Origin of the sequence: Serratia sp. HMSC15F11 (genome assembly GCF_001808215.1) — a bacterium.
GTDB lineage: Bacteria > Pseudomonadota > Gammaproteobacteria > Enterobacterales > Enterobacteriaceae > Serratia > Serratia nevei.
In genome coordinates this window covers 1-26562 of the sequence record NZ_KV792463.1, presented here as the reverse complement: position 1 = coordinate 26562, position 26562 = coordinate 1, and the positions used below count along the sequence as shown (strand labels likewise).

Below are 26562 nucleotides of genomic sequence, written 5' to 3'. Positions count from 1 at the left end.
CGTGAGGGATTATGAATCCGCTGTTATTCACCCCGCGCCGTCGCATCGCGGCCGCGCTCTGGCTTTCTTTAGGCATCGCCGGCGCCGCGCTGGCGCAACCGCAGCCGCCGTTGGCGGAGCGCGCGCCGAAAGCGCTGACCGCCCACGGCGAGACGCGCACCGACGATTACTACTGGCTGCGCGACGACAGCCGAAAAGAGCCGAAGGTGCTGGACTACCTGAAGGCGGAGAACCGCTACACCGAGCAGATGATGGCGCCGTACCAGAAGCTGCGCGCCACGCTGTATCAGGAGATGCTGGGCCGCATGAACCCTGACGATCGTTCGGTGCCGTATCAGCTCAACGGCTATCGCTATCAGGAAAGCTACGCTGCCGGTAAAGATTTCGCGTTGTATCAGCGCCAGGCGCTCACCGCCGACGCGCCGTGGCAAACCCTGCTGGACGCCAATCAGCGCGCGGCCGGCCACGCCTACTATCGCCTGGGGGCGATGGATGTCAGCCAGGACAACCGCCGGCTGGCGGTGGCCGAAGATCTGCAGGGCCGCCGCCAATACCGCATCTCCCTGCGAGAGATAGGCAGCGAACGCTGGTCGCCGGAAACGCTGGAAAACACCTCCGGCAACATGGTGTGGGCCAACGACAGCCAAACCCTGTTCTACGTGCGCAACCACCCACAAACGCTGTTGCCATACCAGGTCTATCGCCATCAGTACGGTACGCCGACGGCGGAAGATAAGCTGGTGTACCAGGAAAACGATCCGGCGTTCTACCTCAGCCTCGGCCGCTCGTCCTCGCGCGATTACCTGATTCTGACCATCAGCGGCAACACCACCTCCGAAGTGCGCCTGATCGACGCCAACCAGCCGCAGCGCGAGCCGCAGCTGTTCGCCGCCCGGCAGAACGGCCGCGAGTATTACCTCGATCACTACCGCGGTGAGTTCTACCTGCGTTCCAACCATCAGGATCCGAACTTTGGCCTGTACCGCACGGCGGCGGCGGGCAAACCCTGGCAGACGCTGATCGCGCCGCAGGCGCAGCACGAGGTGGAGAACTTCAGCCTGTTCCGCGACTGGCTGGTGGTGCAGGAGCGCGCCAACGGGCTGGTGCAGCTGCGGCAAATCAGCTGGGACGGCAAAACCGAGCGCGCCATCCCGTTCGACGACGCCAGCTACATGGCCTGGCTGGGCTATAACCCCGAGCCGGACAGCGATCGGTTGCGCTACGGCTATTCGGCGATGACCACGCCGACCCGCACCTATGAGTGGGATCTGAACGAGGGCGAGCGCACCCTGCTGAAGCAGCAGGAGGTGAAAGGTGTCGATCCGAGCCTGTATCACAGCGAGCGCATCTGGGTCACGGCGCGCGACGGCGTGAAGGTGCCGGTCTCGCTGGTGTACCGCACATCGCTGTTCAAAAACGGGCATAACCCGCTGCTGGTGTACGGCTACGGCGCTTACGGCATGAGCATGGATCCGGCGTTCAGCGCCAACCGCATCAGCCTGCTGGATCGCGGCTTCGTCTATGCGCTGATCCACGTGCGCGGCGGCGGCGAGCTGGGGCAGAGCTGGTACAAGCAGGGCAAGCTGACGCATAAACCGAACAGCTTCAACGACTTCATCGACGCCACCCAGGCGCTGATCAAAGACGGCTACGGCCAACCGGGGCGCATCTACGCCATGGGCGGCAGCGCCGGCGGCTTGCTGATGGGAGCGGTGATCAATCAGGCGCCGCAGCTGTACAACGCGGTGGTGGCGCAGGTGCCGTTCGTCGACGTGGTGACCACCATGCTGGACGACAGCATTCCACTCACCACCGGGGAATACGAGGAGTGGGGCAACCCGCACCAGTCGGCCGCCTATGCGCTGATGAAGTCCTACAGCCCGTACGACAACGTGCGCAGGCAGCGTTACCCGAACCTGCTGGTCACCAGCGGCTTGTACGACTCGCAGGTGCAGTATTGGGAGCCGGCCAAATGGGTGGCGAAGCTGCGGCGCTTCAAGCAGGGCGATTCGCTGCTGCTGCTCTCCACCGACATGACCGCCGGCCACGGCGGCAAATCGGGCCGCCTGGCGCGGCTGGAAAACGGCGCGCTGGAGTACGCCTTTATTCTGGCGGCGGATCGGCAGGCGCAGAAATAACCTTCAGCGCCGCAGCACGCTGCGGCGCAATAAAACAATAACAACTTTTACCGCGCTTTCGGCGGGCTTTTTGCTGGGCATTGTCGGCCATCAAACCTTATTGGCTATTTCTGGGGATATATGAAAATCAAAATGATAGCGAGCCTGATCGGCGCGGGACTGGCGCTGTACGGGCCGGCTGCGGCCGCGCAGGAACAGGCGGAAAATAATAAAGGCAGCGTGGCGTTCAGCCCGCTCAACGTCTCGGCCGCCGACAGCGGCAAGAGCAGCGAAAAAGACGCATTGGCCCGGCCGGGCGCGTTCAGCTCGCGCGATGAAAACAAGAATCTGGAGTCGGTGGACAGCATTCTGCGCAGTATGCCGGGCACCTATACCCAGATCGATCCCGGGCAGGGATCGGTCAGCGTCAATATTCGCGGCCTGAGCGGCTTTGGCCGGGTCAACACCATGGTCGACGGCATCACGCAAAACTACTACGGCAACTCGCCGAGCGACGCAGCGCACGGGGGATTGCCCACCAGCCAGTTCGGGGCGTTGATCGATCCTAACTTTATCGTCGGCGTCGACGTGGCGCGCGGCAATGCCACCGGCTCCGCTGGGGTGAACGCTCTGGCGGGCAGCGCCAACTTCCGCACTATCGGCGTGGACGACGTGGTGTTTTCCGATAACCCGTTCGGCGTGCGCACCAAATTCTCGGTGGGCAATAACGGCATCGGCCGCAGCGGCATGATCGCCGTCGGTGCCAAAACTGCCGCCTTTGCCGACGGCGGCAGCCTGGGCGCGATGGCAGCGATCAGCGGCAGTTCCATCACCTCCAACTACAAAAACGGCGCCGGTTTCGACAGCGAGATGTTCAACGTCGATAAAACCTACCGCCAGAACCCGAAATCCCAGCTGTTTAAGGTGGACATCAAGCCGGATGCCTTCAACAGCATCGAACTGTCGGCGCGCAGCTACCAGAATAAAATCACCCGCCGCCACATCGACAGCGACGATTTTTACCTTAAATATCACTACGCGCCGTTCTCGGAACTGATCGATTTCAACCTGACCGCCAGCACCAGCCGGGGTGAGCAGAAATTCATGTCCAACAACATGGCGGGCTTCAGCGACAGCACGGCGAAAAACATCTCCGATGCGCTGGATATCAACAACACCAGCCGTTTCAGCCTGCAGGACGTCGATTTCGCCTTCAGCTACGGCGGCAAGCTGGTGCGCAACGAGTATAAGAAAAAGGCCTCCGGTTTGGTGACGGATGACAATCAGGCGGAAAGCATGCCGGTGGGAATGTCGGGCAAGCAGGATATCTCCAGCCTGTACAGTGGGTTGCAGGCCAACTACGGTATCTGGCAGGGGAATTTCGATCTGAACTACACCGCCTATCGCCTTTCCGGCTATAAGCCGGCCTGTGACGAGCGCGTAGAGTGCTTCCCGCAGGGCGCCGGCAATATCAACCGCAACGAACACGGCTTCAACCCGTCGGTCATGCTGTCGGCGCAGGTGACGCCGTGGCTGCAACCGTTCGTCAGCTACAGCAAGTCGATGCGCGGGCCGAATATCCAGGAGGTGTTCTTCGCCAACAGCGGCGGCCAGTCGATGAACCCGTTCCTGAAGGGCGAAAAAGCGGAGACCTGGCAGGGCGGGTTCAACGCCAATGCCCACGATCTGTTGTTCAAGCAGGACAGTTTCCAACTGAAAGCGGTCTATTTCGAAACCAGAATCAAAAACTACATATCCAGCCAAACCTACCTGGTGTGTAAAAACCGCCAGAAGTGCAACCGTTCGCAGGCGACGCAGGAAGAGTGGGATAACGCGGACGTCAACGTCAGCATGACCATGTACAGCAACGCCCCCGAACCGGTCAAAATGCGCGGGGTGGAGCTCGAAGCGCTGTACGACGCCGGTTTCGCCTTCACCAAGCTGTCGTTAAGCAAGGAGCATACCTCGCAGCCGACCAACCAGGCCAGCAACGTGTTCGGCGCGGGCGATGTCAGCGAACTGCCGGAATTCTACTTCACGCTGGACAGCGGGGTACGCTTGCTGGACGAGAAACTGACGCTGGGCGGGGTGGTGAAATACACCGGCAAATCGGTGCGCCTGTCGCCGGACTCTGATTACGATGAGAATGAGCAGTTGCTGAAAGAGCCGGCGCCGCATATTCCGACCATTATCGATCTGTACGGCACCTATCAGGTGAATCGCAATCTGCTGCTGAAGCTCAGCGTGCAAAACCTGATGGACAAAGACTATTCGGACGCGCTGAACAAGATGAACTCGCTGCCGTCGCAGTCGCAGTATGAGACGCCGACCAACACCGCCCGTGGGCGGACTTATATCTTCGGCGGGGAGGTGCGCTTCTAAACCGCAGCGAAACGGGCGCAGTTCATCACAGCGCCCGTTTCGCCTGCAGCAGCCATTTGTCCAGCTCGTTGGCGAATTGCTGGCGGTCGCGCTGGTTCAGCGCGTTCGGGCCGCCGGTCTGGATGCCGCTGGCGCGCAGGGTATCCATAAAATCGCGCATGTTGAGGCGCTCGCGGATGGTGTCCGGCGTATAGCGTTCGCCACGCGGGTTCAGCGCCACCGCGCCTTTCTCTATGACCTCCGCCGCCAGCGGAATGTCGGCGGTGATCACCAGATCGCCCGCTTCGCAGCGGCGCACGATCTCGTTATCGGCCACGTCGAAGCCGGCCGCCACCTGCAGCGAACGGATGTACTTCGACGGCGGCGTGCGCAGCGGTTGGTTCGCTACCAGCGTCACGGTGATGGCGGTGCGATCGGCGGCGCGGAACAGCACTTCCTTGATCACGTTCGGACAGGCGTCCGCATCGACCCAAATCTGCATCATTTCGGCTCCTGCAGCCAGTCGCGCACCGGCAGGAAATCGCGCGCCAGCGCCGCTTCCGGGCTGTCGGCGTCCGGCTGGTAATTATATTCCCAACGCACCAGCGGCGGCATCGACATCAGGATGGACTCGGTGCGCCCGCCGGTTTGCAGCCCGAACAGCGTGCCGCGATCCCACACCAGGTTGAACTCTACGTAGCGGCCGCGGCGATACAGCTGGAACTGGCGCTCGCGCTCGCCCCAGGTCAAGGCCTTGCGTTTTTCGACGATCGGCAGATAGGCGTCGAGGAAGCCCTGGCCCACCGCGCGGGTGAAGGCGAAGCAGTGGTCGAAGTCCGGGGTGTTCAGATCGTCGTAGAACAGGCCGCCGATGCCGCGTGCTTCGTTGCGATGCTTAATGAAGAAGTAATCGTCGCACCATTGCTTGTATTTCGGGTAGACCTCGTCGCCGAACGGCGCACACAGATCGGCCGCGGTGCGGTGCCAGTGCACGGCATCCTCTTCGAAGCCGTAGAACGGCGTCAGATCAAAGCCGCCGCCGAACCACCACACCGGCGCTTCGCCCGGTTTTTCGGCGATGAAGAAACGCACGTTGGCGTGGCTGGTGGGCACGTAAGGGCTGAGCGGATGGATAACCAACGAGACGCCCATCGCCTGGAAGCTGCGCCCGGCCAGTTCCGGACGGTGCGCGGTGGCCGAGGCCGGCAGGGTGGCACCGGAGACGTGCGAGAAGTTGACCCCCGCCTGTTCAAACACCGCGCCGTTGGTCAGTACGCGGCTGCGGCCACCGCCGCCTTCTTCACGCGTCCATTGGTCTTCGATGAACACGGCACCGCCGTCGGCCTGGGCGAGCTGCGCGCAGATATGATCCTGCAGCGCCAGCAGGAAGGATTTTACTTCAGCGATGTTAGGTAAACTCATGCGGGGTCTTTATAGCGTCTGGCTGAACAAGGCGCTGAGTATACTCTTATTCGCCGCGCGCGGCATCAGCGGGGTTTGCGCTGGTGGGCGTCGAAGTAGTCGAAGAAGTTGACGATGCCGTCCGCGATGGCGCGGGCTATTTTCTCGCGAAACGCGGTGGTGCCCAGCAGCCGCTCTTCGTTTGGGTTGGTGATGAACGAGGTTTCCACCAGCACCGAGGGAATGGACGGGGATTTTAACACCGCGAACGCCGCCTGTTCGGTGCTGTCGCTGTGCAGGTGGTGTACCGGGCGAATTTGGCCGAGCACGTGGCGGCCGAGCGTCAGGCTGTTGTTGATGGTGTCGGTTTGCACCAGATCGAACAGCACCTGCTGCAGGTAGTTGTCCTGATCCTTGTACTTGCCGCCCGCCACGTCGTCGGCGGCGTTTTCACGGTTGGACAGGTAGCGCGCCATGGCGCTGCTGGCGCCGCGGTTGGACAGGGCGAACACCGAAGCGCCGGAGGCCGATGGGCTGGTGAAGCCGTCGGCGTGAATCGAAATGAACAGGTCGGCCTGGTGCTGGTGGGCGATCTCCACCCGCTGGAACAGCGGAATGAACTCGTCTTCTTCGCGCGTCAGGCGCGCCTCGACGTGGTCATGCTCATGCAGAAAACGGCGCACGTGGTTGGCGATTTCCAGCACGATGTGTTTTTCCTGCGAGCCTTCGTGGCCGACCGCGCCGGAGTCGATGCCGCCGTGACCGGGATCGATCATCACCAGTTTTTTGCCGCCGGCCGGTTTCGCCGCCGGTTTGCTGTGCTGATTGCGCAGCAGGCCTTCCGCCTTGGCGCTGCGGTTTTTCACGCCGAACAGCGCCACCGCCAGGCCGGAAAGCAAAAGTTGGCGTCGCGTCGGGGAAACGGCAAGCGGCTTAAAATTGAGGAATTGTTTACCCTGCTTTTTCATTACGCAACGCTCCATCGACGTTTCTATTTTGCGACGTTATATCGTATTGATAATCATTAATCGACCCGATAACTATTTCCATTTATTACGCCTGTTACCGGCGATTTCTGGGCAAATAGCGCGGTAAATCGCAGTTTGATATTGCGTAAGTGAATAATCACGCGATAATCAAATAAACACCTTAATTAACAGCGGCCAACATCGATGGAAATTCGCGTATTTCGACAAGACGACTTTGAAGAGGTCATTACCCTATGGGAGCGCTGCGATCTGCTGCGGCCCTGGAACGATCCGGAAATGGATATCGAGCGCAAGCTGAACCACGATCCGGAGCTGTTCCTGGTGGCGGAAGTCGGCGGCGAAGTGGTCGGTTCGGTGATGGGTGGTTATGACGGCCACCGCGGCTCGGCGTATTACCTCGGGGTGCATCCCGACTATCGCGGGCGCGGCATCGCCAATGCGTTGATCAATCGTCTGGAGAAGAAGTTGATCGCCCGCGGCTGCCCGAAGATCCAGATTATGGTGCGCGAAGACAACGACACGGTAGTCGAGATGTACGAGAAGCTCGGCTACGAGATCCAGGGCATCACCAGCCTGGGCAAGCGGCTGATCGAAGATCAGGAATATTGATCGAGCGGCGGGCGGCGGCGTTGCACCGCCCGCCACAGTGCATTACGGCAGCTTTTTGACGGTTTTCACGTCCACTTCGACGCTGTTCCAGTCTTTATCCACTTTGCCTTCCAACTGCACCTTGTCTTTTGGCGTAACGGTTTGGCCGTTCCAGCGTTTGCGATCGATATCGACCGTCAGGGTGCCGGTGGCGTCGCGGAAGGTATAGGTTTCGTCGCCGATGCGCTGCTCGATGTTGCCCTGCAGCATCACCCAGGTGTCGTCGCTCATCGATTTCACCTTGTCCACGGTGGTCAGCGCCGCGCTGGGGCCGGAGAAACCGCCTTGTGCGGTGGTTTGCGTTTGGGCCTGCGGCGCGGCCGGATCGAGGAACCCGCCTTGTTGCGCCAGTACCGGTGCGCTGCACAGCGCGATCAGAGCGGCCAGAGTCAGTTTTTTCATGTTGCGCTTCCTTATCGTTATCGAAAATCACATCCCGCTGATATCGGGTTGCTTGCTCAGTGATAAGGATTAAAACACGCCGATCTTAAGAGCTTCTTAAGCCGACGCATTGAAATTCACGCCGCCGGCGCCCATCTGTAGCCATAGTCTTTATTCTGTTGGCAAGGAACGATCGTTGAAGCCATTCTCACCCCGTTTTTCCCCGGACGATTACGACCAGCACGGCGCGCTGCGGCTGCCGCTGGGATTTTGGGCCGTGCTGATACTGCAGGCGCGCACCTGGCTGCTGTTCGTGATGGCCGGCGCTTCGCGTGAGCAGGGCGAAAGCTTGCTGGCGCTGTTTTATCCGGATACCCAACGCTTTTGGTACGGCATGCTGCTCGGCCTGCCGGCGGCGCTGGCGTTTTTGCTGAGCGGCCGTCGCCACCAATGGCCGCGGCTGTGGAGCGGCTGGCGCTGGGGGCTGGTTATCTCCGTGCTGGCGTCGTTCGGTGGCTCGCTGTTCAGCCTGTGGCGCCAGGACGGCGATGCGCCGGGGTTGGAGCTGGCGTTGGTGCTGCTCGATGCGCTGGCGCTGAGCTATCTGCTGTTGAATGCGCGCCTGAAAGCCTGTTTTGCGCCGGCGGAGCACGCCGACTAATTGCCGAGAAGTGCGGCACTTTTCGCATTTTCCGCACTCCAAGCTGGCAACCGTTGGCGTAGTGCGGGCCGTTGTGAGAGGCTGGCACGCAGCAAAACGCCGAGTGCGGCAGCGGCGGGTTACCGCCCCGTGCCATTGATGTTTAAGGAGCTAGAGATGAATATTCGCCCCCTGTTGTTAGGGCTTCCGCTGTTACTGACCGGTTGTTCGAGCATGTCCAATTTCTCCTGGTCCAGCCTGTCGCCGTTCAACTGGTTCGGCAGCAGCCTGGAGGTCGGCGCCAAGGGCGTCGGCAAGCTCAACGCCGGCACGCCGATGTCGGAAAGCGCCATCAACGACGGGTTGGACGGCAACTACCGCCTGCGCGGCGGCATGGCGACCAGCAACGGCCAGATCGTCTCTTATTACCAGGCGCTGTCCGGCGACGAAGTGAAGCTGGTGATCACCGGCGAGCCGAAAGGGCACGTGCAGCGGGTAGACGTAATGGATCAGAAAGTGGCAACGGAGTGGGGCAACAAGCTCGGCACGCCGTTCGGCGATATGTACAGCAAAGCGTTCGGCTCCTGTAAACCGGGCAGCGGCGAAGACGCCGGCAAAGTGGAGTGCGTGGCGGAACAGAGCAAGTACGTTACCTATATCTTTAGCGGCAAGTGGGCCGGGGCGCAGGACATCATCCCGCCGGACGACACCCTGAAAAGCTGGACGGTCAGCAAAATCATCTGGCACGCCAAGCCGCAGCAGTAATATGTTCAACGGGCGCCGGTTCACGGCGCCTGCCTTTTCAAGCCATTACCCCTATTTTCTTTGCGCTGCTGCAAGGCAATCGCCCGTGCTTGCGGTATGATAGCGCGCGTTTGTAACAGGGAACCCGCGCGTCAACCGCCATACCTTACCTGTTGCCGGATTCTGGTATTGAGGATAACAACATGACACAGGTTCAGAGCGGCATTCTGCTGGAGCACTGCCGTTTCGCCATTTTTATGGAAGCCACCGTACAGGGCGAATTCGCCGACTTGCGCCAGGGCTGCAAACAGTTTTGTCAGACGCTGAGCGAGCTGCAGCAGCAGTTTCCCGATGCGCGTCTCGGCGCGGTGATCGCTTTCGGCTATGACGTTTGGCACGATCTTTCCAACGGCCAGGGTGCGAAAGAGCTGAAGCCGTTCACGCCGCTCGGCAAAGGGCTGGCGCCGGCCACCCAGCGCGATATGCTGATCCACATTCAGTCGCTGCGTCACGACGTCAACTTCACGCTGGCGCAGGCGGCACTGGCGGCGTTCGGCAACGCCATCAAGATTGAAGAAGAAACCCACGGTTTCCGCTGGGTGGAAGAGCGCGATCTGAGCGGTTTCATCGACGGTACCGAAAACCCGCAGGGCGAGCAGCGCCCGGCAGTGGCGACGATTGCCGAAGGCGAAGAAGATGCAGGCGGCAGCTACGTGCTGGTGCAGCGCTATGAGCACAACCTGCGCCAGTGGCAGCGCTTTACCACCGAACAGCAGGAGCAGATCATCGGTCGCACCAAGCGCGACAGCGAAGAGCTGCCGGCCGATCAGCGCCCGGATACCTCGCACGTCAGCCGCGTCGATCTGAAAGAGAACGGCAAAGGCCTGAAAATTCTGCGCCAGAGCCTGCCTTATGGCACCGCCAGCGGCAAGCATGGTCTGTTCTTCATCGCCTATTGCGCACGCCTGCACAATATCGAGCAGCAGCTGCTGAGCATGTTCGGCGATCTGGACGGCAAACGCGACGCGATGCTGCGTTTCAGCCGTGCGGTTACCGGCAGCTACTACTTTGCGCCATCGCTGACGCGCCTGCTGTCACTGTGACGCCGTTGCCGAAGCCGGCGCGCCCGGCTTCGGCCCGTTTCCCGTCCCGAAAACGCCTCGCATTCCCTGCCTTATAGCGTTTGATGCTTGTAAATCACTAAACGGTATATAAAAGCGTTACAGCTCCGCACCGAGTTATAAATACACTGGTCGTCAATAAGGCGAAAGCCTGAAGGAATGACTCAGTGATAAGGTGCAGAATGAAACAAAACCGGGTTAAAAATCTCGTGCTGAAAGGTTGGCTGGCGGCTGCGCTGTTGGCGAGCGGCGCCGCGTCGGCGGCGGAATTGCTGAACAGCTCTTATGACGTTTCCCGTGAATTGTTCGTCGCGCTGAATCCCGGCTTTGAACAGCAGTGGAATCAACAGCATCCGAACGACAAGCTGACCATCAAACAATCGCACGCCGGTTCCTCCAAGCAGGCGCTGGCGATCCTGCAGGGCCTGCGCGCCGACGTGGTGACGTACAACCAGGTCACCGACGTGCAGATCCTGCACGATCGCGGGCAGCTGATCCCGGCGGACTGGCAGGCGCGCCTGCCGAACAACAGTTCGCCGTTCTACTCCACCATGGCGTTTCTGGTGCGCAAGGACAACCCGAAGGGCATCCACACCTGGAACGATCTGGTGCGCGACGACGTGAAGCTGGTGTTCCCGAACCCGAAAACCTCCGGTAACGGCCGTTACACCTATCTGGCCGCCTGGGGCGCCGCCAATCAGGCCGACGGCAACGATCCGGCCAAGACCCGCGCCTTCATGACTCGCTTCCTGAAAAACGTGCTGGTGTTCGATACCGGCGGTCGCGGTGCGACCACCACCTTCGTTGAGCGCGGCTTGGGCGACGTGCTGATCAGCTTCGAATCCGAAGTGAACAACATTCGCAAGCAATACGGTGAAGACAAATACGAAGTGATCGTACCGCCGGTCGATATTCTGGCGGAGTTCCCGGTGGCCTGGGTCGACAAAAACGTCGAGCGCAACGGTACCGAACAGGCGGCCAAAGCCTATCTGAACTATCTCTACAGCCCGGCGGCGCAGCAGGTGATCACCAGCTTCTACTACCGCGTGTATGACCAGAAAGCGATGGCGACGGCGAAGGGGCAATTCCCGGACACCCAACTGTTCCGCGTGGAAGACCAGTTCGGCGGCTGGCCGCAGGTGATGAAAACCCACTTCGCCACCGGCGGCGAGTTGGATCAGCTGTTAGCGGCAGGGCGCAAGTAAATGTTGGCGTTGTCGTCCAGTAAGCGGGTGCTGCCCGGATTTGGCCTCAGCCTCGGCAGCAGCCTGTTTTATACCTGTTTGATCCTGCTGTTGCCGCTCACCGCGCTGGTGATGCAGCTGGCACAGATGAGCCTGGCGCAATATTGGGAAGTGATTTCCAACCCGCAGGTGGTGGCGGCGTATAAAGTGACGCTGCTGGCGGCCGGCGTCGCCAGCCTGTTTAACGCGGTGTTCGGCATGCTGATGGCCTGGATCCTGACGCGCTACCGTTTTCCCGGCCGTTCGCTGCTGGACGGCCTGATCGATCTGCCGTTCGCGCTGCCGACCGCGGTGGCCGGCCTGACGCTGGCCGGCCTGTTTTCCACCACCGGCTGGTACGGTCAGTGGCTGGCGCACTTCGACATCAAGGTCACCTTTACCTGGCTTGGGATCGCGGTAGCGATGGCGTTCACCAGCCTGCCGTTTGTGGTGCGCACCGTGCAGCCGGTTCTGGAAGAGCTGGGGCCGGAATACGAAGAGGCTGCCGAGACGCTGGGCGCTACGCGCTGGCAGAGTTTCCGCCGCGTGGTGTTGCCCGAGGTGGCACCGGCATTGCTGGCCGGCACCGCCATCTCCTTTACCCGCAGCCTGGGCGAGTTCGGCGCGGTGATTTTCATCGCCGGCAACATCGCCTGGAAGACGGAAGTGACCTCGCTGATGATTTTCGTGCGTTTGCAGGAGTTTGATTACCCGGCGGCCAGCGCCATCGCCTCGGTGATCCTGGCGGCGTCGCTGCTGCTGCTGTTCAGCATTAACGTATTGCAAAGCCGCTTCGGCAGACGTTTGGGAGGAGTGCACTGATGGCCGATGTTTCCGCCTTCAACGGCGCCGAGCGCCCGCGCGTCAACTGGGGCAAGTGGACGCTGATCGCCATCGGCGCGCTGTTCTCGGTGCTGCTGCTGGTGGTGCCGATGATGTCGATTTTCGCCGAGGCCTTTTCCAAAGGGTTCGGCGCGATGTGGAGCAACTTGCTCGATCCAGACATGCTGCACGCCATTTGGCTGACGGTCTTGATCGCGCTGATCACCGTGCCGTTCAACCTGGTGTTCGGCACGTTGCTGGCGTGGCTGGTGACGCGCTTCACCTTCCCCGGCCGCCAGCTGCTGCTGACGCTGATCGATATCCCGTTCGCCGTTTCACCGGTGGTGGCGGGGCTGATTTACCTGCTGTTTTACGGCAGCAACGGCTTGCTGGGCGGCTGGCTGGATGCGCATAACATCCAGATCATGTTCTCCTGGCCGGGCATGGTGCTGGTGACCATTTTCGTCACCTGCCCCTTCGTGGTGCGCGAGCTGGTGCCGATGATGCTCAGCCAGGGCAGCCAGGAAGACGAGGCCGCCATTCTGCTGGGGGCGTCCGGCTGGCAAATGTTCCGCCGCGTGACGCTGCCCAACATTCGCTGGGCGCTGCTGTACGGCGTGGTGCTGACCAACGCGCGCGCCATCGGCGAGTTCGGCGCGGTGTCGGTGGTGTCCGGTTCGATTCGCGGCGAAACCTACAGCCTGCCGCTGCAGGTCGAGCTGTTGCAGCAGGATTACAACACCGTCGGCGCCTTTACCGCCGCCGCCCTGTTGACCCTGATGGCGATCGTTACCCTATTTTTGAAGAGCGCGCTGCAGTGGCGTCTGGAACGTCAAAACGCGCGTCTCGAGCGGGAGGAAAATCATGAGCATTGAGATTAACGGCATCAACAAGTCCTTCGGTCGCACCAAGGTATTGAACGATATCTCGCTCGATATTGCTTCCGGCGAGATGGTGGCGCTGCTCGGGCCGTCCGGTTCCGGCAAGACCACGCTGCTGCGCATCATTGCCGGGCTGGAAAGCCAGAGCGGCGGCAAGCTGGGCTTCCACGGCACCGACGTCAGCCACATGCACGCGCGCGACAGGCGCGTGGGCTTCGTGTTTCAGCACTATGCGCTGTTCCGCCACATGACGGTGTTCGACAACATCGCCTTCGGCCTGACCGTGCTGCCGCGCCGCGAGCGGCCGAACGCCGCGGCGATCAAACAGAAAGTCACCCAGCTGCTGGAAATGGTACAGCTGGGCCATCTGGCCAACCGCTATCCGTCTCAGCTGTCCGGCGGCCAGAAACAGCGCGTGGCGTTGGCGCGCGCCCTGGCGGTGGAACCGCAAATTCTGCTGCTGGACGAACCGTTCGGCGCGCTGGATGCGCAGGTGCGCAAAGAGCTGCGCCGCTGGCTGCGTCAGCTGCACGAAGAGCTGAAATTCACCAGCGTGTTCGTCACCCACGATCAGGAAGAGGCGATGGAAGTGGCCGACCGCATCGTGGTGATGAGCCAGGGCAATATCGAACAGGTCGGGTCGCCGGAAGAGATTATGCGCGAACCGGCCAGCCGCTTCGTGCTGGAGTTCATGGGGGAAGTGAACCGCCTGAACGGCGAAATTCGCGGCTCCCAGCTGTTCGTCGGCGCGCACCAGTGGCCGCTGTCGTTCCAGCCGATGCACCAGGGCAGCGTCGATCTGTTTCTGCGCCCGTGGGAAATGGAAGTGGCGACCGAAAGCAGCGAGCGTTGCCCGCTGCCGGTGCAGGTGCTGGAAGTCAGCCCGCGTGGCCACTTCTGGCAGCTGACGGTGCAGCCGATCGGCTGGCATCAGGAACCGATCGGCGTGGTGTTGCCGGAAGGCAATCCAACCCCGGTACGCGGCGGCCGTTATTACGTCGGCAGCCTCAATGCGCGGCTGTATGCCGGCGATCAACTGCTGCAACCTGTTGCGTTAGCCAAAAGTGCCTGATAGGTTTTAGCTGCCCTTTTCTTCAAGGCAACCCGCGGGTTGCCTTTTTACTTTACGCACACCAACACAGGCAAAGATCGTGACAACGCTCGAACAATGCATCGGGAACACCCCGCTGGTACAACTGCAACGGCTGGCCGCCCAGGCGGGCAGCGAGGTATGGGTCAAACTGGAAGGTAATAACCCGGCGGGATCGGTGAAGGATCGCGCTGCGTTGGCGATGATCCAGCAGGCGGAGCTGCGCGGCGAGATCAAGCCCGGCGACGTGCTGATCGAGGCCACCAGCGGCAATACCGGCATTGCGCTGGCGATGATCGCCGCGCTCAAAGGCTATACGCTGAAGCTGTTGATGCCGGAGAACATGAGCCTGGAGCGGCAGGCGGCGATGCGCGCGTACGGCGCCGAGCTGATCCTGGTCAGCCGTGAGCAGGGGATGGAAGGGGCGCGCGATCTGGCGCTGGAGATGCAGCGTCAGGGGCAGGGCAAGGTGCTGGATCAGTTCAACAATCTCGACAATCCCTACGCCCACTTCACCACCACCGGCCCGGAGATTTGGCGCCAGACCGAAGGACGCATCACGCACTTCGTTTCCAGCATGGGCACCACCGGTACCATTACCGGCGTGGGCGGTTACCTGAAGAGCCAGAATCCGCAGGTGCAGATTATCGGCCTGCAGCCGGCAGAAGGCAGCAGCATCCCCGGCATTCGCCGTTGGGCGCCCGCTTACCTGCCGGGCATTTTCCGCCCTGAGCTGGTGGATCAGGTGCTGGATATCGAGCAGCGCGATGCCGAGCAGACCATGCGCCAGCTGGCGCAGCGTGAAGGCATCTTCTGCGGCGTCAGCTCCGGCGGCGCGGTGGCCGGCGCCCTGCGCGTGGCGGCGGCCCACCCGGGCAGCGTCGTGGTGGCGATCGTCTGCGATCGCGGTGACCGTTACCTCTCTACCGGCGTGTTCGACTGAATGTGCCCTCCCGGCGGCGCGTTCCGCCGGGAAAACCCCTCTCACTTCCCTTTTGACCGACGGCATAGCCGGCCCGCCTGCGCGGTGGCCGGCGCCTGTCTGCACGCCAATACCCTGACAGAAGTAGAGAAATCGCGCGACAGCAGCCACAATAACGGTGGCGTGACGCGAACCGCGATGTGTAAGGATTGAGTAAAACCGGCTGCGGGCCGGCGGAATTGGCGGGAAAATAACGAAAATCGGTGAAGGAGCAAGGCATGAAAATTTTACTGGTCGACGATGACCTGGAGCTTGGCACCATGCTGAGCGAATACCTGACGGGCGAAGGCTTCGACGCTACGCTGGTGCTGACCGGCAAGGCGGGGGTAGAGGGTGCGCTGTCGGGCGACTATACCGCGATGATCCTCGATATCATGCTGCCGGACATGAGCGGCATCGACGTGCTGCGCGACGTGCGTAAGAAGAGCCGGCTGCCGATCATCATGCTGACCGCCAAAGGCGACAACATCGATCGGGTGATTGGCCTGGAGATGGGCGCCGACGATTACATGCCCAAACCTTGCTACCCGCGCGAATTGGTGGCGCGTCTGCGCGCGGTGTTGCGCCGTTTCGAAGAGCGGCCGCAGGAGGCGGACGACGAAGCCGCCATCAGCTTCGGCGAGTTGACGCTGAACCCTTCAACCCGCAGCAGCGAATGGCGCGGTAAGGCGTTTGATCTGACGGCTTCGGAATTCAATCTGCTGGAGCTGTTGTTGCGCGCGCCGGATCGCGTGGTGTCGAAGGATGAATTGTCCGAGAAGGGGCTGGGGCGACCGCGCGAGGCCTATGATCGCAGCGTGGACGTGCATATCAGCAATATCCGCCAGAAGCTGAGCGCGCTGGCCGGCAATACGCTGAGCATCGAGACGGTGCGCAGCATCGGCTATCGCATTCGGTAACCTGACATGCGCGGAAGACTGTTCTGGAAAATCTTGCTCGGCTTTTGGCTGACCTTCCTCATCATGACGCAGGCCCTGTGGGTGGCGTTTTCTTTGTATGGCGATCGCTATGTGCCGCCGGAAAACGCCATGGCGCGGCGGGTCATCGGCCTGCAGCTGACCTCGGCGGCTACCCAGTTGCGCAGCGGCGGCATGCCGGCGCTGGAAGCCCTGATGCGCGATTGGCCCGAGGACGACAGGCGTTTGCTGTCGGTGACGCCGATGACCCAACCGCCGCCGCCCGCGCCGGAAGAACCGGTATTTGAAGGGCGGCGGATGCCGAAGGAAATCTCTGCCTGGGTGCAAACCGGGGAAGGGCAGGGATACTGGCTGAGTTATAACGTGCGCGGGCTGCGGGAAGAATATCGGCCGGAGCGGCGTTCCCATTTCTTCAACATTCCTGCGCCGATGCTGTGGGTCGGCGGGCTGGGCGGTTTGCTGTTCAGCGCCGTGCTGGCCTGGAACCTGACCCGGCCGATGCGTCAGCTGCGCGGCGGCCTGGATCGGGTGGCGCAGGGCGATCTGTCGGTGCGGCTGTTCCCGAAAATGCGCCGCCGTCATGACGAGCTGTCCGACGTGGCGCGCGATTTCGACACCATGGCCGAGCGGCTGGAGCTGCTGGTCAGCGCCCGCGAGCAGCTGTTGCACGACGTTTCGCACGAGCTGCGTTCGCCGCTGGCGCGCCTGCAGCTGGCGATCGGCCTGGCGCGACAGAATGCCGGCAACGTCGAAACCTCGCTTAAGCGCATCGAACACGAGTCGGGGCGGCTGGATAAGATGATCGGCGAGCTGCTGGCGCTGTCGCGCGCCGAACACAGCAGCCTGCCGGACGAGGAGTATTTCGATCTGTACGGCCTGGTGGATGCGGTGGTGAGCGATGCACGCTACGAGGCGCAGGTGCCCGGCGTGGATATCGTGCTGCAGGCCGAGTCGGACGTGGAGTACACCGTCAAGGGCAATGCGGAGCTGATGCGGCGAGCGGTGGACAACATCGTGCGCAATGCGCTGCGCTTTTCCAGCCACGGCCAACGGGTGACGGTGGCGCTGACGCGCGTCGATAACCAGCTCCAGATCGCGGTCAGCGATCAGGGGCCGGGAGTCGAGGAGGCGAAGCTGTCGAGCATCTTCGATCCGTTCGTGCGCGTGAAGTCGGCGCTGTCGGGCAAGGGTTACGGCCTGGGGCTGGCGATCACCCGCAAGGTGGTGCTGGCGCACGGCGGCCAGGTTGAGGCGCGCAACGGCGATAAAGAGGGGCTGGTCATTACCCTGCGTATCCCGCGCTGGCAATAATAGACTATCTTACTTGCCATTTTGAACCAGGGCAGTGCTCGCCTTCGTCACGTACTGCGTGTACGCTCCGAAGGTTGCGCGCTGTCCATGTTCAAACTGCCTGCGCCGATAACGTCTATTATCCGCGGCATACCCAAAGGATTTCGAATTGCAGCTAGGCGGCAAGCAGGGGAATCCCCGGGAGCTTACTCCGGTTCCGGTAAGTGACCGGGGTGAGCACGTGCGGGCAACAACGCTGCGGTTCGAAAGACGAAGGGGATAAAAAAACGGCGCCGAGGGCGCCGTTTTTCTTGCTCATTCGCGATTACTTCTTGATGCGGATGATCGGGGTTTCGCCAACGGTCACGCTGCCGGACAGTTTGATCAGCTCTTTGATCTCGTCCATGTTGGAGATAACGACCGGCGTCAGGGTAGACTTGGCTTTTTCTTCCAGCAGAGGCAGGTTGAACTCGATAACCACGTCACCTTTCTTGACGCGCTGACCTTCTTCGGCGATGCGTTTGAAGCCTTCGCCTTTCAGTTCTACGGTATCGATGCCGAAGTGGACGAACAGCTCAATGCCGCTGTCGGATTCGATAGAGAATGCATGGTTGGTTTCGAAAATCTTACCGATGGTGCCGTCAACCGGAGCAACCATTTTGTTGCCGGCCGGTTTGATGGCGATACCGTCGCCAACGATTTTTTCAGCAAACACTACGTCCGGCACATCTTCGATATTGACGATTTCGCCAGAAAGGGGAGCGACGATCTCGATAGTGCCCGTGTCTTTCTTGTCATCAGAAACCAGAGATTTCAGTTTATCGAACAAACCCATGATCTTCTCCTAAGCATTAAATTGGGCGGCGTTCCAGTGTCGTGGAAGTTTAGCAGAGCGTTTTTTCTTCGATGAATTTATTGACGCAATTCATCAGGTCTTGTGCCGTTGGCTGTGCCAAGGCCTGCGCTGCCAACGCCTTCACATCTTCGAAATTCGTGTTACGAATAATTTTCTTGATGCGCGGGATTGAAATCGCACTCATGCTGAACTCATCCAGCCCCATGCCCAATAACAACAGTGTAGCACGCTCATCGCCAGCCAGTTCGCCGCACATGCCGGTCCACTTGCCTTCCGCGTGAGATGCATCAATAACCTGTTTGATCAGGCCAAGCACTGATGGGGACATCGGGTTATAGAGATGAGAAATCAGCTCGTTGCCGCGATCTACCGCCAGAGTATACTGGGTTAGATCGTTTGTCCCAATACTAAAGAAGTCGACTTCTTTCGCCAGGTGGTGAGCAATGACCGCCGCAGCCGGTGTTTCCACCATCACGCCCACTTCGATGCTCTCGTCAAACGCCTTGCCTTCTTCGCGCAGCTGCGCTTTCAGCGTCTCGATTTCGCCTTTCAGATCGCGCACTTCTTCCACGGAGATGATCATCGGGAACATGATGCGCAGTTTGCCGAACGCCGAGGCGCGCAGGATGGCGCGCAGCTGGGCGTGCAGGATTTCACGGCGGTCCATCGCGATGCGGATAGCGCGCCAGCCGAGGAACGGGTTCTCTTCCTTCGGCAGGTTCATGTACGGCAGGTCTTTGTCGCCGCCGATGTCCATGGTGCGGACGATCACGGCCTGCGAGCCCATGGCTTCCGCCACGGCTTTATAAGCCTGGAACTGCTCGTCTTCGGTCGGCAGCGAGTCGCGGTCCATGAACAGGAACTCGGTACGATACAGGCCGACGCCTTCCGCGCCGTTGCGCTCTGCACCCGCGACGTCGCGCACGGTGCCGATGTTGGCGCACACTTCAACCTGATGGCCGTCCAGCGTAATCGCCGGCAGGTCCTTCAGCTTGGCCAGATCGTTTTTCTCGGTGATGTATTGGTTCTGGGCGGCTTTCAGCTGATCGATAACGTCAGCGGTCGGGTTAACGTAAATTTTGTTGTTAACCGCATCCAGAATCAGGTAGTCGTCGTTTTTCACCTGCTTGGTCACGTCGCTGGTACCGACGATCGCCGGCAGCTCCAGGGAGCGCGCCATGATAGAGGTGTGGGAAGTCCGGCCGCCGAGATCGGTAATGAAGCCCAGCACTTTGTCCAGGTTCAGCTGCGCGGTCTCTGACGGGGTCAGATCGGTGGCCACCAGGATCACTTCGTCCTGAATGGAGCCCAGATCGACGATCGGCATGCCCAGGATGTTCTGCAGCAGGCGCTTACCGATGTCGCGCACGTCGGCGGCGCGTTCTTTCAGGTATTCGTCGTCCAGCTCTTCCAGCGCTTTCGCCTGACCTTCGATCACGGTGTAGGCGGCGGCGTCTGCGGAGGCCAGATCGTCTTTGATTAGGGCTATGATTTCCTGCTCAAGCTCTTCGTCTTCCAGCAACATGATGTGGCCTTCGAAGATAGCTTCCTTCTCTTCGCCGAAGGTTTCGCCAGCTTTGGTCTTGATCGCTTCCAGCTGTTCGGACGCTTTCGCGCGGCCGGCCAGAAAACGCGAGACTTCCTGCTCTACTTGATCAGCAGAGATTTTTTTCCGGTTGATGACGATGTCGTCTTCTTTCAGCAAGAGAGCCTTACCAAAAGCGATGCCCGGTGATACTAAAATGCCTGAAATCATAACCCTACCTTACTCTTGACTGGTGTTAACTAAAAAGACGGGCCGATTACTCAAGCTCTGCCATCAGTTTTACCAAGTGCTCAACGGCTTTCTGCTCGTCTTCACCTTCAGCGGAGATGGTCACTACGGTCCCTTGAGTCAGCCCCAGAGTTTGCAGTTTGAACAGGCTTTTAGCGCTGGCGCTTTTGCCGTTGGAGGTCACGGTGATGTCAGACGTGAAGCCTTTGGCTTCTTTAACGAACTGAGCGGCAGGGCGAGTATGCAGACCATTCGGAGCGGTAATAGTAACTTCTTGCTGGAACATTGATGTTTCCCCAACTTATTGGATTAATGTTGTGGAGCTAAAGTTTAGCCCAGGGGCCTGACTTTAGCTTGTCTGGTTATAGCGCCTGACTATGGACAGGGGCGAACGTTGATGCAACAGAAAACGACGCGTTAGGCACTTCAGATCAAAAAACTCGGCTTTAGACGTCGTTCCAATCCGCTCCCCATTATGCCCGATTCGACGCGTCGGCGACAGATGAGTAAATCGATTCAGCCTTGACCGGGCTCGAGGGGGGATTAATTTTGCGCATCGAAATAATGCACCGTTAAATACTAAAGCCGACGGGCAAAAGCAATCTTGGACTGCTATAAAGTTTGATCCAGTCCACAAAAAAGCACCCCGCAGGGTGCTTTTTTAGCGATTTGTGCAGTGGTGGAATTACTGCTGCAATTCCTGCTCGGTGAACAGATCGGCAAACAGCGCGGTGCTCAGGTAACGTTCGCCGGAAGAGGGCAGGATCACCACGATGGTCTTGTCGGCGAACGCCGGTTCTTCGGCCAGTTTCACCGCCGCCACGACCGCTGCGCCGGAGGAGATGCCCGCCAGGATGCCTTCTTCGTCCATCAGGCGACGCGCCATGCTGATGGCTTCGTCGTTGGAGACCTTCTCGACGCGATCCACCAGGTCCAGATCGAGGTTGCCCGGAATGAAGCCGGCGCCGATGCCCTGGATCTTGTGCGGGCCCGGTTTCAGCTCTTCACCGGCCAGCGCCTGGCTGATGACCGGCGAGTCGGTCGGCTCGACCGCCACGGTAGTGATGGCCTTGCCTTTGGTGTTCTTGATGTAGCGGCTGACGCCGGTCAGCGTGCCGCCGGTGCCGACGCCGGAGATGAACACGTCGACTTCACCGTCGGTGTCTTCCCAGATTTCCGGGCCGGTGGTTTTTTCATGGATGGCCGGGTTGGCCGGGTTGCTGAACTGTTGCAGGATCAGGTAACGGTTCGGATCGGTGGCGACGATCTCTTCGGCCTTGGCGATAGCGCCTTTCATGCCTTTCGCCCCTTCGGTCAGCACCAGATTGGCGCCGAGCGCCTTGAGCAGCTTGCGGCGCTCGATGCTCATGGTTTCCGGCATGGTCAGCGTCAGCTTGTAACCGCGCGCGGCGGCCACGAAGGCCAGCGCGATGCCGGTGTTGCCGCTGGTCGGCTCCACCAGCTCTTTACCGGCGGTCAGCACGCCACGTTGTTCCGCATCCCAAATCATATTGGCACCGATGCGGCATTTGACGCTGAAGCTCGGGTTGCGTGATTCAACCTTGGCCAGAATGCGTCCGTTGCCGATACGGTTCAGACGAACCAGCGGCGTATGGCCGATTGTTAATGAGTTGTCTTCATATATCTTGCTCATAGCCCGTCCTTTAACTCTATGAAAATGTGGGGAACATCGAAAGCATACGCTAACAGTACCGGCAGGGAAGTAAAGAATTGGTATATCTATATGTTATTAGGAAATAAGTTTTAAGCACAATGATAAGGGCGCGAAATGCGCGCCCTGTCGAAAATTCCCGCGCTATCGGCGGTAAAAAGCGGCGGTTATCGGACGAATTGCGAGCGGTAGCGATCGACCCACATCGCGGTGGCGCCGCAGACGGCGACCGGCAGGATCACCAGGTTGAGGATCGGGATCATGGTGAACAGGCTGACCAGCGCGCCGAACTGCAGATTGTCGGTTTTGTGCTGGCGCAAGGCGCGGCGCATGTCGGCAAAGCTCACCTTGTGGTTGTCGAATGGGTAGTCGCAATACTGGATCGCCAGCATCCAGGCGCTGAACAGGAACCATAGCACCGGCGCCACCGTCTGGCCGATGCCGGGCACGAAGTACAGCGCCAGCAGCAGCAGCGCGCGCGGCAGGTAATACATCAGCTTGCGCCATTCGCGCGCCATGATGCGCGGCAGATCTTTGGCGATGCCGAGCAGACCGGTGTCCGGCAGCGGTTTGCCGGTCAGGCTACCTTCGAGCTGTTCGGCCAGCAGGCCGCAGAACGGCGCGGCGATCAGGTTGGTGAGGGTGCTGAACAGATAGCTGAACACCAGCAGCACCGAAATGACCGCCAGCGGCCACAGCAGGTAGCTCAACCATTGCAGCCAGTCGGGAACGTGGCTCATCATCGCCGGGATCCAGTCGCCGAGCCGGCTGAACAGCCACCAGAAAGCGGAGCCCATCAGCAGCACGTTGACCAGCAACGGCAGGACCACATAGCGTTTAATCCCCGGGCGCGAAATCAGGCGCCAGCCTTCGGCGAAATAGTGAATGCCGCTGGTTGAGCGGGCAGGGGGCTGCGTATAGGACATATCTTAAGTTATCTCGTTGTCTGAACAGGCATCATTATCATATAGGGATGATTTTCCACTGGCTAGGGTAGGGTTGGCTGAAAAACCAGCAGAAAAAGGCAGTATAATCATCTTTATTGGCATAAAGTTCAGCACGGACTTGCACTTGTGTGCGCGGGCAAATAGAGTTAAAGAGTGAATGTTTGCCGCGGTGGCAATGTATTGGAACAACAGAGATAGCAATGATGCAGGATTTGCGTCTGATATTAATCGTTGTTGGCGCGATCGCCATAATAGCGCTGTTATTGCACGGTCTGTGGACCAGTCGCAAAGAACGGTCAGCGCTCTTCCGCGATCGCCCAGCCAAACGTTCCCAAAAGGAACGTGAACAAACTCCGATCGACGATCTCGAAGAAGGCGTCGGTGAGGTGCGCGTACGCGCCGCTCACCCGCAAGACGAGCCGTCATTCGGCCATTTCGATGCCGCACGCGAAGAACCCGTGGCCGCGCCGAAGCCCGCTTCGGCGCCTGCGCCCCGCGCCGTACAGCCGGCTGCCCATCAGACGCCGCCTCCGCTGTCTCAGCGGCCGGAGTATGATGACATCCTGCTGAACAACTACGCGCCGGACGAAGAACAGGCCGAGCAACCGCAACCGGCCGCGCGCCGTGAGCCGCGCGTCGACGATCTGCCGCATGAACATGAGGCGCCGCAAGGGGCGGAACCGGCATTCCACGCCGAGCCGGCCCCTGTGCAGCAGGCGCCGGAAGTGAAGCCGGCGCAGGAGCCTGCGCCACAGCCACAACAGCCGGCGGCTGCGCCTATTCAGGCCAAGCTGAAAGAGACCGTGCTGGTGCTGCACGTCGCAGCCCATCAGGGCGGCGTAATCGGCGGCGAAGTGCTGCTGCAGAGCGTGTTGCAGGCGGGCTTCCAGTTTGGCGAGATGGGCATCTTCCACCGCCATATCAGCCCGGCCGGTAGCGGCCCGGTGCTGTTCAGCCTGGCGAACATGGTCAAGCCGGGGTCGTTCGATCCTGACATGATGTCCGACTTCTCCACGCCGGGCGTGTCGATGTTCATGATGGTGCCGTCTTACGGCGACGCCAATCAGAACTTCAAGCTGATGCTGCAGTCGGCACAGCGCATCGCCGACGACGTGGGCGGCGTGGTGCTGGACGACGAGCGCCGCATGATGACGCCGCAGAAGCTGGAAACCTACAAAGCGCGTATCCGTGAAGTGTTGGAAAACAACGCCTGACCGGGTTGCCGCGCGCACTGAACATCCGTAACAACAAAGCCCCCGCTAGCCGGGGGTTTTTTATCTTTGATGGTGAGCCATGGAATCGATAATCCAACAAATCAATCAACTACGAGCCACACTGCGCCATCATGAATACCAGTATCATGTACTGGATGCGCCGGAAGTGCCGGATGCGGAATATGACCGCCTGATGCGCGAACTGCGCGAACTGGAGAGCGCGCATCCTGAGTTGGTCACCGCCGATTCACCGACCCAGCGCGTGGGCGCCGCGCCGCTGGCGGCGTTCGACCAGGTGCGTCATGAAGTGCCGATGCTGTCGCTGGACAACGTGTTCGACGAAGAAAGCTTCCTGGCGTTTTACAAGCGCGTGCAGGATAGGCTCAAAAGCAGCGATCCGCTGACCTTCTGCTGCGAGCTGAAGCTGGACGGCCTGGCGGTCAGCCTGCTGTACGAAGACGGTGAGCTGGTGCGCGCGGCGACGCGCGGCGACGGCACCACCGGCGAGAACATCACCACCAACGTGCGCACCATTCGCGCCATCCCGCTGCGCCTGACCGGCGACAACATTCCGCGCCGGCTGGAAGTGCGCGGCGAAGTGTTCATGCCGCAGGCCGGTTTTGAACAGATGAACGAAGAAGCCCGCCGCAAAGACGGCAAGGTGTTCGCCAACCCGCGCAACGCCGCCGCCGGCTCGCTGCGTCAGCTCGATCCGCGCATTACCGCCAAACGCCCGCTGACCTTCTTCTGCTACGGCGTCGGCCTGCTGGAAGGCGGCGAGCTGCCGCGCAGCCATTTTGAGCGCCTGATGCAGTTCAAGGCCTGGGGCCTGCCGGTCAGCGATCGCGCCCAACGCCGCACCGGCAGCGAGGAAGTGCTGGCGTTTTATCGCCAGGTCGAGCAGGACCGCGCGCAGCTCGGTTTCGACATCGACGGCGTGGTGATCAAGATTGACGATATCGATCTGCAGGAAACGCTGGGCTTTGTGGCGCGTGCGCCGCGCTGGGCGACGGCGTTCAAATTCCCGGCGCAGGAGCAGATCACCGTGGTGCGCGAAGTGGAGTTTCAGGTTGGCCGCACCGGCGCGATTACGCCGGTGGCGCGCCTTGAGCCGGTGCTGGTGGCCGGGGTGACCGTCAGCAACGCCACCTTGCACAACGCCGATGAAATTGAGCGTCTGGGGCTGCGCATCGGCGATACGGTGATCGTGCGCCGCGCCGGCGACGTCATACCGCAGGTGGTGGGGGTGCTGGAAGATCGTCGGCCACAGGATGCGCGCGAAGTGGTGTTCCCGCTGCACTGCCCGGTGTGCGGCTCCGACGTTGAGCGCGTGGAAGGCGAGGCCGTCGCGCGCTGCACCGGCGGTCTTATCTGCGGCGCGCAGCGCAAAGAGGCGTTGAAGCACTTCGTTTCCCGCCGCGCGCTGGACGTTGAAGGCATGGGCGACAAGATCATCGAGCAGCTGGTGGACAAAGAGTACGTTAAGAACCCGGCCGATCTGTTCCGTTTGTCCGCCGGCATTCTGACCGGCCTGGATCGCATGGGGCCGAAATCGGCGCAGAACCTGGTCAATGCGCTGGAGAAATCCAAACAGACCACCTTCGCTCGCTTCCTGTATGCGCTGGGCATTCGCGAGGTTGGCGAGGCGACCGCCGCCAACCTGGCGGCGCATTTCGGATCGCTCGAGAAGCTGTTCGCCGCCGATATCGAGGCGCTGAAAGAGGTGCCGGACGTCGGTGAAGTGGTGGCCAAACACACCCGCAATTTCCTCGATGAAGCGCTCAATCAGCAGGTGATCAACGAGCTGGTGGGCGCCGAGATCGGCATCCACTGGCCGGCGCCGGTGGTGGTGGTCGCCGAAGAGATAGACAGCCCGTTCGCCGGCAAAACCGTGGTGCTGACCGGCTCGCTGAGCCAGCTGTCGCGCGACGAGGCCAAAGATCGCCTGACGGCGCTGGGCGCCAAGGTCAGTGGCAGCGTGTCGAAGAAAACCGATTTGGTGATCGCCGGCGAAGCGGCCGGCTCCAAGCTGGCGAAGGCGCAGGAGCTGGGTATCGCCGTGATCGACGAAGCGGAAATGATCCGCCTGCTGGGTGACTGATGGAAAAGGAAAACCTGCTGGAGATCGCCAATACCGTGATGCCGTTCGGCAAGTACCAGGGGCGGGTACTGATCGACCTGCCCGAAGAGTACCTGCTGTGGTTCGCCCGCAAGGGCGAATTCCCCAAAGGCAAGCTCGGCATGCTGATGGAGATGACGTTGGCGATAAAAATCGAAGGGCTTGACCACCTGGTCAAGCCGCTGAAGAAAAGCTGATCTGACGGGCCTTGGCCTAATGCCGGTCACTTAAGCCTGACTGGTATTTTTTATCCAGTCTCTTTACGTGACGAGCAGGACGAATTGCCGTAAATGCCCAGAATTTCTCTGTTACTGCAATGAACGGCAATTGGAGGGGCCGAAGGCGCGGCCCCTCCACCCGCGCCTTCGCTTAA

Annotated in this window: 25 protein-coding genes; 16 read left to right on the top strand and 9 right to left on the bottom strand. The window is 60.6% G+C overall.

The genetic code is table 11. The features are described 5' to 3' along the window. The first annotated feature begins 11 nt into the window (after positions 1-11). Both HMPREF3138_RS13410 and HMPREF3138_RS13405 read left to right on the top strand, forming a co-directional pair. Entirely contained in the window at positions 12-2138 is a 2127-nt protein-coding gene (locus HMPREF3138_RS13410) for a S9 family peptidase (protein ID WP_080213651.1), read from the top strand. Positions 2139-2258: 120 nt separating this feature from the next. After that, a complete protein-coding gene (locus tag HMPREF3138_RS13405; protein WP_038881264.1) occupies positions 2259-4499 on the top strand; it encodes a TonB-dependent receptor domain-containing protein in 2241 nt (746 codons plus the stop codon). A gap of 25 nt (positions 4500-4524) precedes the next feature. On the opposite strand, the gene HMPREF3138_RS13400 is transcribed toward HMPREF3138_RS13405, so the two are convergent. The 3 genes from HMPREF3138_RS13400 to amiA all read right to left on the bottom strand — a co-directional run bounded on the left by HMPREF3138_RS13400 (position 4525) and on the right by amiA (position 6847). Then, the gene (locus tag HMPREF3138_RS13400; protein ID WP_038881320.1) at positions 4525-4980 is read right to left on the bottom strand and encodes a YaiI/YqxD family protein; all 456 of its coding nucleotides are present in this window, start codon (positions 4978-4980) and stop codon (positions 4525-4527) included. Beyond that, positions 4980-5900, bottom strand: coding sequence for an oxygen-dependent coproporphyrinogen oxidase (gene hemF / locus HMPREF3138_RS13395; protein ID WP_038881266.1), 921 nt, complete (start codon positions 5898-5900; stop codon positions 4980-4982). Before hemF ends, HMPREF3138_RS13400 begins: the two co-directional genes overlap by 1 nt. A 65-nt stretch (positions 5901-5965) precedes the next feature. Beyond that, entirely contained in the window at positions 5966-6847 is an 882-nt protein-coding gene (gene amiA / locus HMPREF3138_RS13390) for an N-acetylmuramoyl-L-alanine amidase AmiA (RefSeq protein ID WP_038881268.1), read from the bottom strand. A 204-nt stretch (positions 6848-7051) separates the two neighbouring features. On the opposite strand from amiA, the gene HMPREF3138_RS13385 reads away from it, so the two are divergent. After that, positions 7052-7477 carry a GNAT family acetyltransferase gene (locus HMPREF3138_RS13385; RefSeq protein ID WP_004936504.1) on the top strand — a complete coding sequence of 142 codons (426 nt, stop codon included), beginning with the start codon at positions 7052-7054 and terminating at the stop codon, positions 7475-7477. 42 nt (positions 7478-7519) lie between these two features. On the opposite strand, the gene HMPREF3138_RS13380 is transcribed toward HMPREF3138_RS13385, so the two are convergent. Then, positions 7520-7918, bottom strand: a complete 399-nt coding sequence (locus HMPREF3138_RS13380) for a YgiW/YdeI family stress tolerance OB fold protein (RefSeq protein WP_038881272.1) — start codon at positions 7916-7918, stop codon at positions 7520-7522. 175 nt (positions 7919-8093) lie between these two features. Between HMPREF3138_RS13380 and HMPREF3138_RS13375 the strand changes: the two genes are divergently transcribed. The 10 genes from HMPREF3138_RS13375 (at position 8094) to HMPREF3138_RS13330 (ending at position 17628) form a co-directional block, all read left to right on the top strand. Next, positions 8094-8558: a DUF2919 domain-containing protein gene (locus tag HMPREF3138_RS13375; protein WP_038881274.1), complete on the top strand. Its 465-nt coding sequence runs from the start codon at positions 8094-8096 to the stop codon at positions 8556-8558. 156 nt (positions 8559-8714) lie between these two features. Then, complete coding sequence (locus HMPREF3138_RS13370; protein WP_038881279.1) at positions 8715-9302, top strand: RpoE-regulated lipoprotein; 588 nt, start codon at positions 8715-8717, stop codon at positions 9300-9302. A gap of 182 nt (positions 9303-9484) precedes the next feature. Further along, positions 9485-10384: a Dyp-type peroxidase gene (locus tag HMPREF3138_RS13365; protein ID WP_038881282.1), complete on the top strand. Its 900-nt coding sequence runs from the start codon at positions 9485-9487 to the stop codon at positions 10382-10384. Positions 10385-10584: 200 nt separating this feature from the next. Further along, a complete protein-coding gene (locus HMPREF3138_RS13360; RefSeq protein ID WP_038881284.1) occupies positions 10585-11607 on the top strand; it encodes a sulfate ABC transporter substrate-binding protein in 1023 nt (340 codons plus the stop codon). After that, positions 11608-12447, top strand: coding sequence for a sulfate/thiosulfate ABC transporter permease CysT (cysT, locus tag HMPREF3138_RS13355; RefSeq protein ID WP_038881287.1), 840 nt, complete (start codon positions 11608-11610; stop codon positions 12445-12447). Further along, positions 12447-13322 carry a sulfate/thiosulfate ABC transporter permease CysW gene (gene cysW / locus HMPREF3138_RS13350; protein WP_038881290.1) on the top strand — a complete coding sequence of 292 codons (876 nt, stop codon included), beginning with the start codon at positions 12447-12449 and terminating at the stop codon, positions 13320-13322. Before cysT ends, cysW begins: the two co-directional genes overlap by 1 nt. Continuing rightward, complete coding sequence (gene cysA, locus HMPREF3138_RS13345) at positions 13312-14400, top strand: sulfate/thiosulfate ABC transporter ATP-binding protein CysA (protein ID WP_038881293.1); 1089 nt, start codon at positions 13312-13314, stop codon at positions 14398-14400. The genes cysW and cysA overlap by 11 nt, the downstream gene beginning before the upstream one ends. A 79-nt stretch (positions 14401-14479) precedes the next feature. Further along, positions 14480-15361: a cysteine synthase CysM gene (cysM, locus tag HMPREF3138_RS13340; protein WP_033638551.1), complete on the top strand. Its 882-nt coding sequence runs from the start codon at positions 14480-14482 to the stop codon at positions 15359-15361. Positions 15362-15618: 257 nt separating this feature from the next. Beyond that, a complete protein-coding gene (locus HMPREF3138_RS13335; RefSeq protein ID WP_038881296.1) occupies positions 15619-16299 on the top strand; it encodes a response regulator transcription factor in 681 nt (226 codons plus the stop codon). Positions 16300-16305: 6 nt separating this feature from the next. Then, complete coding sequence (locus HMPREF3138_RS13330; RefSeq protein WP_038881299.1) at positions 16306-17628, top strand: ATP-binding protein; 1323 nt, start codon at positions 16306-16308, stop codon at positions 17626-17628. Positions 17629-17932: 304 nt separating this feature from the next. Here the strand turns inward: HMPREF3138_RS13330 and crr are convergent, their stop codons facing one another. From crr to cysZ, 5 genes are all read right to left on the bottom strand, one after another. Continuing rightward, the gene (crr, locus tag HMPREF3138_RS13325) at positions 17933-18442 is read right to left on the bottom strand and encodes a PTS glucose transporter subunit IIA (protein ID WP_004936467.1); all 510 of its coding nucleotides are present in this window, start codon (positions 18440-18442) and stop codon (positions 17933-17935) included. Positions 18443-18491: 49 nt separating this feature from the next. After that, complete coding sequence (ptsI, locus tag HMPREF3138_RS13320) at positions 18492-20219, bottom strand: phosphoenolpyruvate-protein phosphotransferase PtsI (protein WP_015378671.1); 1728 nt, start codon at positions 20217-20219, stop codon at positions 18492-18494. A gap of 46 nt (positions 20220-20265) precedes the next feature. Next, on the bottom strand, positions 20266-20523 hold the full coding sequence (gene ptsH / locus HMPREF3138_RS13315; protein ID WP_004936458.1) for a phosphocarrier protein Hpr: 258 nt from the start codon (positions 20521-20523) through the stop codon (positions 20266-20268). Between the two features lie 399 nt (positions 20524-20922). Beyond that, a complete protein-coding gene (gene cysK / locus HMPREF3138_RS13310; RefSeq protein ID WP_038881303.1) occupies positions 20923-21891 on the bottom strand; it encodes a cysteine synthase A in 969 nt (322 codons plus the stop codon). A gap of 185 nt (positions 21892-22076) precedes the next feature. Then, positions 22077-22835, bottom strand: a complete 759-nt coding sequence (cysZ, locus tag HMPREF3138_RS13305) for a sulfate transporter CysZ (RefSeq protein ID WP_038881306.1) — start codon at positions 22833-22835, stop codon at positions 22077-22079. Between the two features lie 221 nt (positions 22836-23056). Here cysZ and zipA point away from each other — a divergent pair, with 221 nt between their 5' ends. The 3 genes from zipA (at position 23057) to HMPREF3138_RS13290 (ending at position 26386) form a co-directional block, all read left to right on the top strand. Beyond that, positions 23057-24070, top strand: a complete 1014-nt coding sequence (zipA, locus tag HMPREF3138_RS13300) for a cell division protein ZipA (protein ID WP_038881310.1) — start codon at positions 23057-23059, stop codon at positions 24068-24070. Between the two features lie 79 nt (positions 24071-24149). Continuing rightward, positions 24150-26171 carry an NAD-dependent DNA ligase LigA gene (ligA, locus tag HMPREF3138_RS13295; protein ID WP_038881314.1) on the top strand — a complete coding sequence of 674 codons (2022 nt, stop codon included), beginning with the start codon at positions 24150-24152 and terminating at the stop codon, positions 26169-26171. Further along, the gene (locus tag HMPREF3138_RS13290) at positions 26171-26386 is read left to right on the top strand and encodes a DUF3820 family protein (protein WP_004936441.1); all 216 of its coding nucleotides are present in this window, start codon (positions 26171-26173) and stop codon (positions 26384-26386) included. The genes ligA and HMPREF3138_RS13290 overlap by 1 nt, the downstream gene beginning before the upstream one ends. The last annotated feature ends 176 nt before the right edge of the window (positions 26387-26562 follow it).

Excerpts from the sequence above, each read along its gene's own strand:
- cysA (WP_038881293.1), top strand. The coding sequence starts at position 13,312 with ATGAGCATTGAGATTAACGGCATCAACAAGTCCTTCGGTCGCACCAAG.
- HMPREF3138_RS13370 (WP_038881279.1), top strand. The coding sequence starts at position 8,715 with ATGAATATTCGCCCCCTGTTGTTAGGGCTTCCGCTGTTACTGACCGGT.
- HMPREF3138_RS13400 (WP_038881320.1), bottom strand. The coding sequence starts at position 4,980 with ATGCAGATTTGGGTCGATGCGGACGCCTGTCCGAACGTGATCAAGGAA.
- cysK (WP_038881303.1), bottom strand. The coding sequence starts at position 21,891 with ATGAGCAAGATATATGAAGACAACTCATTAACAATCGGCCATACGCCG.
- ptsI (WP_015378671.1), bottom strand. The coding sequence starts at position 20,219 with ATGATTTCAGGCATTTTAGTATCACCGGGCATCGCTTTTGGTAAGGCT.
- HMPREF3138_RS13330 (WP_038881299.1), top strand. The coding sequence starts at position 16,306 with ATGCGCGGAAGACTGTTCTGGAAAATCTTGCTCGGCTTTTGGCTGACC.
- ligA (WP_038881314.1), top strand. The coding sequence starts at position 24,150 with ATGGAATCGATAATCCAACAAATCAATCAACTACGAGCCACACTGCGC.
- cysW (WP_038881290.1), top strand. The coding sequence starts at position 12,447 with ATGGCCGATGTTTCCGCCTTCAACGGCGCCGAGCGCCCGCGCGTCAAC.
- HMPREF3138_RS13365 (WP_038881282.1), top strand. The coding sequence starts at position 9,485 with ATGACACAGGTTCAGAGCGGCATTCTGCTGGAGCACTGCCGTTTCGCC.
- zipA (WP_038881310.1), top strand. The coding sequence starts at position 23,057 with ATGATGCAGGATTTGCGTCTGATATTAATCGTTGTTGGCGCGATCGCC.
- HMPREF3138_RS13290 (WP_004936441.1), top strand. The coding sequence starts at position 26,171 with ATGGAAAAGGAAAACCTGCTGGAGATCGCCAATACCGTGATGCCGTTC.
- HMPREF3138_RS13380 (WP_038881272.1), bottom strand. The coding sequence starts at position 7,918 with ATGAAAAAACTGACTCTGGCCGCTCTGATCGCGCTGTGCAGCGCACCG.
- ptsH (WP_004936458.1), bottom strand. The coding sequence starts at position 20,523 with ATGTTCCAGCAAGAAGTTACTATTACCGCTCCGAATGGTCTGCATACT.
- hemF (WP_038881266.1), bottom strand. The coding sequence starts at position 5,900 with ATGAGTTTACCTAACATCGCTGAAGTAAAATCCTTCCTGCTGGCGCTG.
- HMPREF3138_RS13385 (WP_004936504.1), top strand. The coding sequence starts at position 7,052 with ATGGAAATTCGCGTATTTCGACAAGACGACTTTGAAGAGGTCATTACC.
- cysT (WP_038881287.1), top strand. The coding sequence starts at position 11,608 with ATGTTGGCGTTGTCGTCCAGTAAGCGGGTGCTGCCCGGATTTGGCCTC.
- crr (WP_004936467.1), bottom strand. The coding sequence starts at position 18,442 with ATGGGTTTGTTCGATAAACTGAAATCTCTGGTTTCTGATGACAAGAAA.
- HMPREF3138_RS13405 (WP_038881264.1), top strand. The coding sequence starts at position 2,259 with ATGAAAATCAAAATGATAGCGAGCCTGATCGGCGCGGGACTGGCGCTG.
- amiA (WP_038881268.1), bottom strand. The coding sequence starts at position 6,847 with ATGAAAAAGCAGGGTAAACAATTCCTCAATTTTAAGCCGCTTGCCGTT.
- HMPREF3138_RS13410 (WP_080213651.1), top strand. The coding sequence starts at position 12 with ATGAATCCGCTGTTATTCACCCCGCGCCGTCGCATCGCGGCCGCGCTC.
- HMPREF3138_RS13360 (WP_038881284.1), top strand. The coding sequence starts at position 10,585 with ATGAAACAAAACCGGGTTAAAAATCTCGTGCTGAAAGGTTGGCTGGCG.
- cysZ (WP_038881306.1), bottom strand. The coding sequence starts at position 22,835 with ATGTCCTATACGCAGCCCCCTGCCCGCTCAACCAGCGGCATTCACTAT.
- HMPREF3138_RS13335 (WP_038881296.1), top strand. The coding sequence starts at position 15,619 with ATGAAAATTTTACTGGTCGACGATGACCTGGAGCTTGGCACCATGCTG.